Origin of the sequence: Mycobacterium sp. OTB74, assembly GCF_029892685.1 — a bacterium.
Lineage (GTDB): Bacteria > Actinomycetota > Actinomycetes > Mycobacteriales > Mycobacteriaceae > Mycobacterium.
This window is the reverse complement of sequence record NZ_JARXVD010000010.1, coordinates 48,562-60,409: the sequence shown is the minus strand read 5'-3', so window position 1 is coordinate 60,409 and position 11,848 is coordinate 48,562. Positions and strand designations below refer to the sequence as shown.

Here is an 11,848-nt window from a genome sequence, read left to right as displayed (position 1 = left end):
GGTCAGCTACTTTCTGTACCGGCGTCGCCGAGTGCCGCGCCGTCGCGCAGATGCGGCGTCAGGACGTTGTCGTACATGTTCAGCGCACTGGCGATGGCCATGTGCATGTCGAGGTACTGGTAGGTGCCCAAACGGCCCCCGAACAGCACTCGGTTTTCTTCGGTCTCCGACTTGGCACGCGCCCGGTACGCAGCCAGGATCGCGCGGTCGGTGTCGGTGTTGATCGGGTAATACGGCTCATCGTCGGCGTCGGCGAACCGCGAGAACTCCCGCATGATGACGGTCTTGTCGGTCGGATACTTCCGCTCGGGATGAAAGTGCCGGAACTCGTGGATTCGCGTGAACGGTACGTCCGGGTCGTTGTAATTCATCACCGGAGTACCCTGGAAGTCACCGGTTGGCAATACCTCAACCTCGAAATCGAGGGTGCGCCAACCCAATCGCCCCTCGGAGTAGTCGAAGTAGCGGTCTACTGGCCCGGTGTAGACGACCGGCGCAGTCGGCGATTCAGCGCGCAGGCCATTGCGGACGTCGAACCAGTCGGTGTTCAGCCGCACCTCGATGCGGTCATCGGCTGCCATGTTCTGCAGCCAGGCGGTGTATCCCTCAACCGGCAGACCCTCGTAGGCGTCATTGAAATAGCGGTTGTCGAAGTTGTAGCGCACCGGAAGCCGGCTGATGGTGGAGGCCGGCAGCTCGCGCGGGTCGGTCTGCCACTGCTTAGCGGTGTAGCCCTTGACGAAGGCCTCGTACAGCGGCCGGCCGATCAGCGAGATGGCCTTCTCTTCGAGGTTCTGGGCGTCTTCGGTGTTGATCTCGGCAGCTTGCTCGGCAATCAGCGCCTTGGCCTCGTCCGGGGTGAAGTATTTACCGAAGAACTGCGAGACCAGACCTAGTCCCATGGGGAACTGGTAGGCCTGCCCGTCGTACAGCGCGAAGACGCGGTGCTGGTAGTTGGTGAAGTCGGTGAACTGGCGCACGTAGTCCCACACCCGCTGATTGGATGTATGGAACAGATGTGCACCATACTTGTGCACTTCGATGCCAGTCTGCGGCTCGGGTTCGGAGTAGGCGTTGCCGCCGATGTGTGCGCGCCGCTCAACGACCAGGACTCGTTTGCCCAGTTGAGTGGCTACCCGCTCGGCGATCGTCAGGCCGAAGAATCCGGAGCCGACGACAATCAGGTCATAGGGGCCAGAGGATTGTGTCCCGGCGCCCCGGGGATCAGGGGAGGTCATCGGCACTCAGGGTATCCGACGAGGGCCGCGCGCCCTGAAAACACCCGGTTGGCCCGTTTCGCCCCCGCAGATCGCAATTCGCTCACGATTCTGCATCGCCACTCCGGTCTCAGTAGTCACAGCCGTACCATCGATTGCGTCGGTGATTTGACGACTTGGCCGCCAGTCGAGATGCCGTCACCTACATCAAAACGCGTGAGCAGTCATGCCACACCGTTCGTAGATATTGAGGAGACTTCCGTGCCGAATCGACGTCGACGCAAGCTCTCGACAGCCATGAGCGCAGTCGCCGCAGTGGCCGTCGCAAGTCCGATCGCACTCGTGGCGGTCGCCGAAACCACCCCGGCCGATCCCGCACCACAACACCGGGAATTCGTCCGGGCTGCCCTGGTCACTGACCTGCCCAACGAAGTGATGTCCGCGCTGTCCCAGGGACTGTCCCAGTTCGGGGTCAACCTGCCGAACATCATGGGTGGCGCATCTCAGAGCTCCCCCAACCCACTGGCGGGCATGCCGAGCGCGGGCCTGACCGCACCGGGCGGCCTGACCGCGCCGAACGCTCTGACCCCGACGGCACCGGGCCTGACCTCGCCTGGCCTCACTTCGCCCGGGCTGACCTCGCCGGGTCTGACCTCACCTGGGTTGACCCCTGCGGCCGGACTGCCGAGCACAGGCGGCCTGACCACGCCGTCGACGCCCGGGGTTACCGCTCCCGGAATGACGGCTCCCGGCCTGAGCACACCCGGCACGAGCCCGGCCGGGCTGACCTCGCCAGGTCTGAGCACGCCTCCGGTCGGCACCGGCCTGAGCCCGGCCGGTCTGGGCGGCGCTGACATGCCGATGACGGACCCCAACGCAAGTCTGGGTCTCGGCGCCGGCCAGGGGCTGGGCGGTTCACCCGCTGGCACCTACCCGATCCTGGGTGACCCGTCGGCCGGTCTTGGCGGCGGTCAGGGCCTCGGCGGCAGCAGCGGGGGCGGCGGCTTGGTCAGCGATCTGACCAACGTGGCCAATCAGCTCGGTGCCACCCAGGCCATCGACCTGCTCAAGGGGATGGTCATGCCGGCCATCATGTCCGCAGTGAAGTCCGGTGGCGCAGCAGTCCCGGCAGCGGCAGCCCCGGCGGCAGCGGCAGCTCCGGCCGCGGCAGCAGCGGCGGCCCCGCTCGCCGCACCGGTTGCCTGACCCCGACCTGAAATAACCGCTGAGTCCTGCAACCAAAACGGCACCGCAGAAGCCAACTCTGAAGAGGCTCTGCGGTGCCGTTGCAGGTTGACGGCAGATCAACAGGCAATTAGCCCGTGTCGAAACACTGGTAACACCTGACACATACGTAACATCGGGCCGTGCCACCTCGTCGCCCCGCACCGCCGATACTGCTGTCCGCCGTGGCGGCGACAGCCCTGGTGCTGCCGTTGGCGACTCACGCGATCATCAATGAGACACACGATCCGGCCCCCGCGTCGACCGCGCCGCAATTCAACGAGAAACCGCTGGCCGGCGTCGCCGGCGGGGTTACGGTCCGAGAAATCCACCAGAACACTCCGTTTTCACTGGTGGCGCTCACCGCGTCTGACTTCGACGGCACCTCGGCACAAGTTCGCGCCAAACGGGCCGACGGTTCCTGGGGCCCTTGGTATTCGGTCGAAGCGCCCGACGGAGTTGGCGATCCACACAGCACCACCCACGGCACCGAACCCGTGTTCGTCGGTCGCACCAACACCGTGCAGATCTCGGTGACCCGCCCCGCCGGGGCAGCTCCGATACCGTCCGGCCCTGACAAGCCGTCCGGCCCCGGACTCGGTTATCGACCGGTCGATTCAGAAAAGCCCCTTGGCCCGAGCCTCAAGGCGGTGCTGATCAGTCCACCGCAGGCACCCGCGGACATGCAGTGGCAGCCACCCGCCGCGGTTGCTGCGCCCAACCAGCCACCGAACATCATCAGCCGAGCCCAGTGGGGCGCAAACGAAGGCATGCGCTGCGGGAACCCGGTGTACGACCGAGGAGTTCGCGCCGCCGTGGTGCACCACACCGCCGGCAGCAATGAATACACCCCCGAGGATTCAGCCGGTATCGTGCGATCGATTTACGAGTACCACACCCGCGAATTGGGTTGGTGCGACATCGCTTACAACGCGCTGGTGGACAAGTACGGGCAGGTTTTCGAGGGGCGCTTCGGCGGCATGACGAAACCGGTCGAGGGTTCGCACACCGGTGGCTTCAACGTCAACACCTTCGGCGTAGCCATGCTGGGCGATTTCGATACCGTCCCACCCACGCCCATCCAGTTGCGCACCATCGGACGACTGATCGGTTGGCGGCTCAGCCTGGACCACGTCAACCCCCTTGGCAACGTGACACTGACCTCGACCGGCGGTGAATTCACCCACTTCCCCACCGGCGCCACCCCCACCCTGCCCACCATCTTCACCCACCGCGACGTCGGGAACACCGACTGCCCAGGCAACGCAGCCTATGCCGCGATGGGCGAATTACGGGACATCGCAGCATCTTTCAATGCCGCGCCCGGAACCTTGAGCGCTACCGAGATGCTGCGCGGCGGGGTTATCTACGACAGGTGGCAAGCCATGGGCGCAGCCACCGGCGCCCTGGGTGTGCCGACCTCACCGGAAGCATCCGCCTACGGTGGCACCCGGTACGCGACATTCGAACACGGCGCCATGTACTGGTCCCCGGCCACCGGCGCCCAGCCGCTGACCGGTGCGCTCTACGACGCCTGGGGCACACTGGGTTTCGAGCGCGGAGCGCTGGGCCTGCCAACCAGCGGGGAAATCCAGGAGCCGCTGTGGGTCGTGCAGAACTTCCAGCACGGCACCCTGAACTTCGATCGTGAAAAGGGCACCGTCACCCGAGTCATCGACGGTGTGCCGCTAGAACTTCCACCGCCGACCAAGAACGAGCCGGTGCAACTGGAGCGGTTCCGCCGGATCGACGTGCGCTGACGCTCAGGGCTACTCGTTACCCAACTACAGCCACCAGCGTTCGAGCACCCGGGCCACCCCGTCGTCGTTGTTGCCAGTGGTGACCTCATCGGCGGCGGCCAACGCCTCGGGGTGCGCATGTCCCATCGCCACGCCCAACCCGGCCCAGGCCAACATCGGCACATCGTTGGGCATATCACCGAAAGCCACCACGTCATCGGCGGTAATCCCCAGCGGGGCAATAATTTCCGCAACGCCGGTGGCCTTGCTCAGACCCAGCGGCAACACTTCGATCAGGCCGTTGTTGGTCGAGTAGGTGAGGTCACCGGTCAGCCCTACGTGCGGGGCCAACGCTGCGGCCATGTCCGAACTACGGGCACCGGCCTTACGGATCAACAGCTTCACCGCCGGCACGCTGAGCATGTCTTCGACCGACACCTCCGTGTTGTCCGGGTTGTGCCAGGCGTGCTCATAGCCCGGGGAACTGGCGAACTGCGGTATCGACTCGTCTAATGCGCTGCGGCCCACTCGCTCGACGGCCAACCCCACTCCAGGTATGACCCGCCTGGCGATTTCGGCGAGTTCGGCCAGCGCATCAGGAGCCAGAGTGTGTGCCGACACAATCCGGTCGGTTGCGGCGTCGTAGATGACCGCGCCGTTGGCACACACCGCCAGCGGCGCCATCCCAAGGGCATCAACCACCGGAGGTATCCACCGCGGCGGTCGTCCGGTGGCCAGCACGAACCCGGCGCCGTCACGGACCGCGGTATGTACGGCAGCGCGGGTCCGCGGCGTCACATTCTCCCCGTCGTCGAGCAGTGTGCCGTCGATATCGGTGGCGATCAGAGCGGGCAGCACTACCGGACCTCCCGTCGGGCGAACTCGGCCTGGTCCAGCGCCGCGGCCTCTGTCGGCGCTCCGCCGCCCAACCGGCGGGGCACCCAGTACTCACCCGCCGGGTGCCGGTAGGCATCCTGCATCGCATGCAGTTGCGCGGTCATGGTGTCGCGCAGCACGGCCATCACCTCATCGACGGTACCGACCGGCGGCAAAGGCGCACCAATCCGGACATTTACGGGAAACTTGTTGCGCCCCAGGTCTTTCGGATGATCTTTGGTCCAAAATCGGTGCACGCCCCAGACAATCACCGGAATGATCGGCACGTCTGCGTCCAGCGCCATCCGCGCCACTCCGGTCTTGAAGTCCTTTAGTTCGAAGCTGCGACTGATGGTCGCCTCCGGAAAGTCCACGTAGCCGGTGTGATTGATTGCGATCACAGCTCCACCGGTCGACGGAATATGTTCCAGCCCTTGGTAAGTGATGTGTGCGCCGGTGACGGCAACTGCTGTCTTGGCCGCAATCTCCAGGCTGCGGTAAACCGGTTCCATCGGCTACTCCGGCTGCCCTTCGGCCTCCCGCGCGCGGAGCTCTGCCTTCTGTCGGGCGTCCTCAAGGTCCATCTGATCGGCCTCGGCCAGCGTCGGCGCCGAGCCGCCCAACCGGTGCGGCACCCAGTATTCGCCGGGCGGATACGGCCCGTACGCGTCCTCGACCTCAGCAAGCAGGTGCTGCATGCGGGCGTGCAGCAGCGCAGTCAACTCGGCTGCGGGCAGAGTCGGGTAGATCGGCTCCCCGACCTTGATCGCGATGGGCACCTTGGTGCGCCCGAGGTGTTTCGGATGGCCCTTGGTCCAGATCCGCTGAGCACCCCAGATGATGTGCGGGACGATCGGGACGTCCGCCTCGATCGCCATGCGAGCGGCGCCGGACTTGAACTGCTTGATCTCGAAGCTGCGACTGATGGTCGCCTCCGGATACACCCCCACCAACTCGCCCGCCTTGAGTGCCTCGACGGCCTCGACGAACGATTCGCCACCACTTCCGCGGTCCACCGAGATGTGCCGACAGCCCCGCATGATGGGGCCGGTGATCTTGTTGTCGAACGTCTCCTTCTTGGCCATGAAGCGGACCTTGCGGCCCCGCCCCTGCATCAGCGCGGGCCTTCCGGCAAACGTGAAGTCGAGGTAACCCGTGTGATTGATGGCGATCACGGCGCCCCCGGTGATCGGCAGGTTTTCCACACCTTCGACGGTGAACTTCAGACCCTGCAGTCGCCAGAGAGTGCGCGCGGCCACGATGACGGTGCCGTATACCGGTTCCACATCGGTCAGCCTAGTGCCGCCCACCGGCACACTGCGTGGAAAGGTCGTCGAGGTGACATTTCCCGACGGACCGATGCCGATCCCTGACGTGGTTACCTCGCAGGCCGACGGCCGCACAGTGACTCCAGTGTGGGTCAACGAGTTGGGCGGTGTGACGTTCTCGATCGGCGCGGGCGCTGAGTTCGTCAAAACCTATCCGGCCGAACACGCGGCGCTGCTGACCGCGGAGTCGGTGCGGTTGCGCTGGGCCGGTCTGTTCGTCTCCGCTCCGCGCGTACTTGATGAGGGGCCCGGTTGGTTGCGCACCGCCGGGCTGCGGGGCCGTTCCGCCGTCGATCCGCTGTGGCGTGCCGATCCCGAGACCGCAGCGCGGGCGATCGGCACCGGCCTGCGAATCATGCACGATGCACTGCCGGTGGCGGGCTGCCCGTTCGGGCCACCGTCCTGGGTGACGCCGGGTCCGGTGCCGGACCGGTTGGTCGTCTGTCACGGTGACGCCTGCGCGCCCAACACCCTGATGAACGACGCCGGGCAGTTCGTCGGGCACGTGGATTTGGGCGATCTCGGAATCGCCGACCGCTGGGCGGACCTGGCCATCGCGACCATGTCGCTGGACTGGAACTATCCCGGGAACTACGAGGCCGCGTTGCTCGACGCGTACGGGGTCGCCCGGGACGACGAGCGCATCGCCTACTACCGCTCACTCTGGGACGCGCCGGAATCCGGCTAGACTCGCTCGCGAGCCAACATTGCAATTAGGGGTATTTGTGCAGGTCACAAGCGTCGGACACGCCGGATTCCGGATCGACACCGCGGCGGGCAGCATTCTGTGCGACCCGTGGGTGAACCCGGCCTACTTCGCGTCGTGGTTTCCGTTCCCGGACAACAGCCAACTGGACTGGGATGCCCTCGGCGACTGTGACTACCTCTATGTCAGCCACCTGCACAAGGATCACTTCGACCCCGAGCACCTGCGCGCGCATGTGAACAAAGACGCGACGGTGCTGCTGCCGGACTTCCCGGTTCCGGACCTTCGCCGTGAACTGGAGGCGCTGGGCTTCCACAAGTTCTTCGAGACCACCGATTCGGTCAAACACACCGTCAGCGGGCCCAAGGGCGACCTTGACGTGATGATCATCGCGTTGCGGGCGCCGGCCGACGGTCCGATCGGCGACTCCGGCCTGGTGCTATCGGACGGCGAGACTGTCGCTTTCAACATGAACGACGCCCGGCCGATCGATCTGGACATGCTGGCGACCGAGTTCGGGCATGTCGACGTACACATGCTGCAGTACTCGGGGGCCATCTGGTACCCGATGGTCTACGACATGCCGGCCCGAGCCAAAGAGGCGTTCGGCACCCAGAAACGGCAGCGCCAGATGGACCGATGCCGCCAGTACATCGCGCAGGTGGGGGCCACCTGGGTGGTGCCGTCGGCCGGGCCGCCGTGCTTCCTGGACGACGAATTGCGTTGGCTCAACGACGATCACGACGATCCGGCGAACATCTTCCCCGACCAGATGGTGTTCCTGGACCAGCTGCGCCAGCATGGCCACGATGGCGGATTGCTGATGATCCCGGGAACGGTCGCCGCCTTCAGCGGGTCCTCGCTGGACTCGCTGCAGCACCCAGTCTCGGAGACCGAAGCCGAAGCGATCTTCACCACGGGTAAAGCTGCATACATCGAGGCGTACGCGCAGCGAATGGCGCCGGTGCTTGCCGCTGAAAAAGCCTCGTGGGCACCAGCTTCCGGTGATTCACTGCTGGAGCCGTTGCGCGCCAAGTTCGAACCGATCATGGCGCAGAGCGACCAGATCTGCGACGGCATCGGATACCCGGTGGAGTTGAGGATCGGCAGCGGGAAAAATTCAGAGACCGTGGTACTGGACTTCCCGAAACGTATTGTGCGCTCGGCGATTCCAGATGAGAAGTTCCGCTACGGATTCGGTATCGCGCCGGAATTGGTACGCACCGTGCTGCGCGACGACGAGCCCGACTGGGTGAACACCATCTTCCTGTCCACCCGGTTCGAGGCCTGGCGGGTCGGCGGTTACAACGAGTACCTGTACACGTTCTTCAAGTGCCTGACCGATGAGCGCATCGCCTATGCAGACGGCTGGTTCGCCGAGGCGCACGACACATCGGCGTCAATCGAACTGGACGGCTATGAGATTCAGCGCCGCTGCCCGCACCTGAAGGCCGACCTGTCGAAGTTCGGCGTGGTCGAGGGCACCACGCTGACCTGCAATCTGCATGGCTGGCAATGGAATCTGGAGAACGGACGCTGCTTGACGTCCAAGGGTCATGAACTGCGGAGCACCAAATTGTGAGAGGTCCACAGTACGACGATGGCATGATCCAGTTGGACCGCGAGGCGATCACCTTGCGGCGCTACCACTTTCCCTCCGGGACGTCGAAGATCATTCCGCTACGCTCGGTGCGCGGTTACCGGTCCGAACCGCTGGGGCTGTTCCTGGAGCGGTTCCGCATCTGGGGCAGCACCAACCCGGCGCATTGGATGCCGCTGGACATCTGGCGGCCGATCAAGTCGACGTTGGTGGTGCTGGATGTCGAAGACGGCACCCCGTCGCCGGCTTTTACCCCGCAACGGCCCGGTGAGTTCGTGCGGGTGCTGGACGAGTTGTTGGCGGGCCGGGAGTAAGTCCGGCTTGGAATTCCCGCGATGGCGTGGTCATCGTTGTAAGTTCGGTACAGCGGGTCGGGGTACGAGCCAACGAGGAGGACGTCCAATGACCATCAGTTCAGCGCGTGCACTCTCCCGCCGCAGATTCATCCGCGGGGCCGCTCTGTCCGTGCCTGCCGTCGGTGCTGCGATGGTTGTACCAGTGGCTTTGGCGGCTCCCTCGGAATGCAGCGATCCATCCGGCATGGTCGGCAACTGCGCAGCTCAGCTTCCGCAGCAGTTCACCGCGACGAGCTTCAGTACGACAGCGATTGTGGGTGGCACCAACTACTCAATCCTGTTCAGCACCAACATCCGAAGGGGTCAGGGCGTCCCGTCCGGGTCCACCGGATATCGGATCACCAGCGTCAGCGTGGCGGGCACCAAGCCTGACGGCAGACCGTTCAACCTCACTCCCGGCATCGGTGAAGTGGGTCCACGCATACTCAATGCCAGGTCAGGGTCGTCGCTGGGCTTCGCACTGGATGTGCCTTGGGACGCAAATCAACTCGTGCGTGCCTTCATCTACACCTACGACGTCCAATTCCTCACCGGACTGACCGGAATTCAAACCTGCCGGTATTCAACGGCTATGACGCTCGCCGACAACGGGATGACGCTGGGCGGCGTCGGATCCGTCACGTTCTCCACGCCGACGCTTGCCCAGTGCGGCGCGGAGCCGGCGCCGTAAGTCGGTGCAAGCGCGGCTAACCCGCAGCCCGTACCGTCTGCCGCAATTCGGACACCGCCGATGACGCGGTGTCATACACCCGCACGATGGACTGATCTCCCGGCTTGAGGTAAGTCGATTCACCCAGCTCGGTATAGCGCGTGGAGCCAATGCCGACCAACAGATGCGACGGATGCCCACTGGCCACCATCAGTGCGCCGACGTCCTCCAAAGGCGTATCAGCGGAACCTTTTTGGTTCGCCAGCCGGTCGACGATCCAGTCCAGCAGCTGCTGGCCGTAATACGAGTAGCCCAGCAGTGCGCTGTCCATGCCGTATGCCTGCTCTACGCCGCTGCCGTCGTCCAGGAAGCAGGCCAGCCGCAGCGTTGCCGTCGGTCCGTCGGCCGACAGGTCACTGATCGGGAAGAACTTCGCCGCAACACCTTTGGATGCCGGGCCCCAATTCTTCTTATGACTGATCTTGGGTGCATTCGGCCGCCGGATCGAGCAATCGTTGAATGCCCCGAGCGCAAACGGCTGCAGCCCGACGACCCGGTCCCCGGACCACGAGACCTCGCAAGCCAATGCGACCTCAGGTTCGATCTGCAGGTTCAGCGGCGTGTCACTGACCGGCAGCTGCACGGTGTCCGACGACAACGGGAACTCACCCAGGAAGGTGTCGTTACCCGGCGCATACCACGGAAAAATCCCTTTGGGGGCAACCCCATCGGACTTCACGTTGACGAAATCGACTGCCTCCCCGGCCTGTTCGAGATGGCCGGCGAAGTTGCCCGCCACACCGAAGCCGAACCAGGTACGCAATTCGGCGAAATCAAGTGAAATCATGGAACCAGCACCGACTTTCCGACGTAGGGCACCAGCGCCTCGGGCACCCGGACGCTGCCGTCGGGCTGCTGGTGATTCTCCAGGATTGCGACCAGCCAGCGAGTGGTGGCCAACGTGCCGTTCAGTGTCGCGGCGATCTGCGGCTTGCCGTTCTCGTCGCGGTACCGCGTGGACAGCCTGCGCGCCTGGAACGTGGTGCAGTTCGACGTCGAGGTCAGCTCGCGGTAGGCCCGCTGGGTGGGCACCCACGCCTCACAGTCGTACTTGCGCGCTGCCGAGGAACCCAGATCGCCTGCAGCAACATCGATTACACGGTAGGGCACCTCGATGGCGGCCAGCATCTCGCGCTGCCAACCGAGCAGCTTCTGATGCTCGGCCTCGGCGTCCTCAGGCTTGCAGTAGATGAACGCCTCGACCTTGTCGAACTGGTGCACCCGGATGATGCCGCGGGTGTCCTTGCCGTAACTGCCTGCCTCCCGGCGGAAGCACGACGACCATCCGGCGTAGCGCAGCGGGCCGTCGGACAGGTCCAGAATCTCGTCGGCGTGGTAGCCGGCAAGCGGCACCTCCGAGGTCCCGACCAGATACATGTCGTCGGCTTCGAGCCGGTAGATCTCGTCGGCGTGCGCACCCAGGAATCCGGTGCCGCGCATCACTTCTGGCCGCACCAGGACCGGCGGGATCATCAGGGTGAAGCCGTTCTCGGTGGCCAGCCGCACCGCCAGCTGCAGCAGGCCGAGCTGCAGCAGCGCGCCCACCCCGGTCAGGAAGTAGAAGCGCGATCCGGACACCTTGGCACCGCGCTCCATGTCGAGCACACCGAGCGCTTCGCCGAGTTCCAAGTGGTCGCGCGGGTTCTCGATCTCAGTGGGTGTCCCCACAATGTCGAGCACCTGGAAGTCGCTCTCGCCGCCGGCGGGCACCCCGTCGATGATGACGTTGCCGATCGCCATATGCGCTGCGGTGAAGTCCTTTTCCGCCTCGGCCTGCTGGGCTTCCGCGGCCTTGACCTGTTCGGCCAGCTCCTTGGCCTTGGCCAGCAACGCCGGCCGCTCGTCCGGCGCGGCCGCACCCACCTGCTTGCTGGCTGCTTTCTGCTCCGCGCGCAGATTGTCAGCGGAGGACACGGCAGCACGGCGTTGCGCATCGGCCGCCAGCAACGCGTCGACGAGGACCGGGTCTTCGCCACGGGACCGTTGCGACGCGCGCACCCGGTCAGGATCTTCGCGCAACAACTTGAGGTCGATCACGGCCGTCACACTACTTTCGGCGGCGCTGGCTTGGAATCTCGGGGCGACATGTACCG

12 protein-coding genes are annotated in these 11,848 nt (G+C 64.9%); 6 read left to right on the top strand and 6 right to left on the bottom strand.

The annotated features are described in order from the left end of the window. Positions 1-2: 2 nt before the first annotated feature. Positions 3-1,238, bottom strand: a complete 1,236-nt coding sequence (glf, locus tag M2432_RS15100) for a UDP-galactopyranose mutase (RefSeq protein ID WP_280827628.1) — start codon at positions 1,236-1,238, stop codon at positions 3-5. Positions 1,239-1,478: 240 nt separating this feature from the next. Between glf and M2432_RS15095 the strand changes: the two genes are divergently transcribed. Together M2432_RS15095 and M2432_RS15090 are read left to right on the top strand one after the other, a co-directional pair. Beyond that, positions 1,479-2,423, top strand: a complete 945-nt coding sequence (locus M2432_RS15095; RefSeq protein ID WP_280827627.1) for a hypothetical protein — start codon at positions 1,479-1,481, stop codon at positions 2,421-2,423. Between the two features lie 161 nt (positions 2,424-2,584). Continuing rightward, positions 2,585-4,201 (top strand): N-acetylmuramoyl-L-alanine amidase, encoded by a 1,617-nt coding sequence (locus M2432_RS15090; protein ID WP_280827626.1) that lies wholly within the window; start codon positions 2,585-2,587, stop codon positions 4,199-4,201. Positions 4,202-4,225: 24 nt separating this feature from the next. Here M2432_RS15090 and M2432_RS15085 read toward each other — a convergent pair whose 3' ends face one another. The 3 genes from M2432_RS15085 to M2432_RS15075 are packed head-to-tail and all read right to left on the bottom strand — an operon-like array spanning position 4,226 to position 6,342. Then, a complete protein-coding gene (locus tag M2432_RS15085; protein ID WP_280827625.1) occupies positions 4,226-5,038 on the bottom strand; it encodes an HAD family hydrolase in 813 nt (270 codons plus the stop codon). Next, positions 5,038-5,568: a lysophospholipid acyltransferase family protein gene (locus M2432_RS15080; RefSeq protein ID WP_280827624.1), complete on the bottom strand. Its 531-nt coding sequence runs from the start codon at positions 5,566-5,568 to the stop codon at positions 5,038-5,040. Before M2432_RS15080 ends, M2432_RS15085 begins: the two co-directional genes overlap by 1 nt. A gap of 3 nt (positions 5,569-5,571) precedes the next feature. Beyond that, positions 5,572-6,342, bottom strand: a complete 771-nt coding sequence (locus M2432_RS15075; RefSeq protein WP_280827623.1) for a lysophospholipid acyltransferase family protein — start codon at positions 6,340-6,342, stop codon at positions 5,572-5,574. 52 nt (positions 6,343-6,394) lie between these two features. Between M2432_RS15075 and M2432_RS15070 the strand changes: the two genes are divergently transcribed. The 4 genes from M2432_RS15070 to M2432_RS15055 all read left to right on the top strand — a co-directional run bounded on the left by M2432_RS15070 (position 6,395) and on the right by M2432_RS15055 (position 9,716). Next, positions 6,395-7,072, top strand: a complete 678-nt coding sequence (locus tag M2432_RS15070) for an aminoglycoside 3'-phosphotransferase (protein ID WP_280827622.1) — start codon at positions 6,395-6,397, stop codon at positions 7,070-7,072. A gap of 37 nt (positions 7,073-7,109) precedes the next feature. Next, positions 7,110-8,672: an MBL fold metallo-hydrolase gene (locus tag M2432_RS15065; protein WP_280827621.1), complete on the top strand. Its 1,563-nt coding sequence runs from the start codon at positions 7,110-7,112 to the stop codon at positions 8,670-8,672. A 23-nt stretch (positions 8,673-8,695) separates the two neighbouring features. Then, complete coding sequence (locus M2432_RS15060; protein WP_280827750.1) at positions 8,696-9,004, top strand: hypothetical protein; 309 nt, start codon at positions 8,696-8,698, stop codon at positions 9,002-9,004. 88 nt (positions 9,005-9,092) lie between these two features. Next, positions 9,093-9,716 (top strand): hypothetical protein, encoded by a 624-nt coding sequence (locus M2432_RS15055; RefSeq protein WP_280827620.1) that lies wholly within the window; start codon positions 9,093-9,095, stop codon positions 9,714-9,716. Positions 9,717-9,732: 16 nt separating this feature from the next. On the opposite strand, the gene M2432_RS15050 is transcribed toward M2432_RS15055, so the two are convergent. Together M2432_RS15050 and serS are read right to left on the bottom strand one after the other, a co-directional pair. Continuing rightward, entirely contained in the window at positions 9,733-10,542 is an 810-nt protein-coding gene (locus tag M2432_RS15050; RefSeq protein WP_280827619.1) for a DUF5718 family protein, read from the bottom strand. Continuing rightward, on the bottom strand, positions 10,539-11,792 hold the full coding sequence (gene serS, locus M2432_RS15045; RefSeq protein WP_280827618.1) for a serine--tRNA ligase: 1,254 nt from the start codon (positions 11,790-11,792) through the stop codon (positions 10,539-10,541). The genes M2432_RS15050 and serS overlap by 4 nt, the downstream gene beginning before the upstream one ends. Positions 11,793-11,848 lie beyond the last annotated feature (56 nt).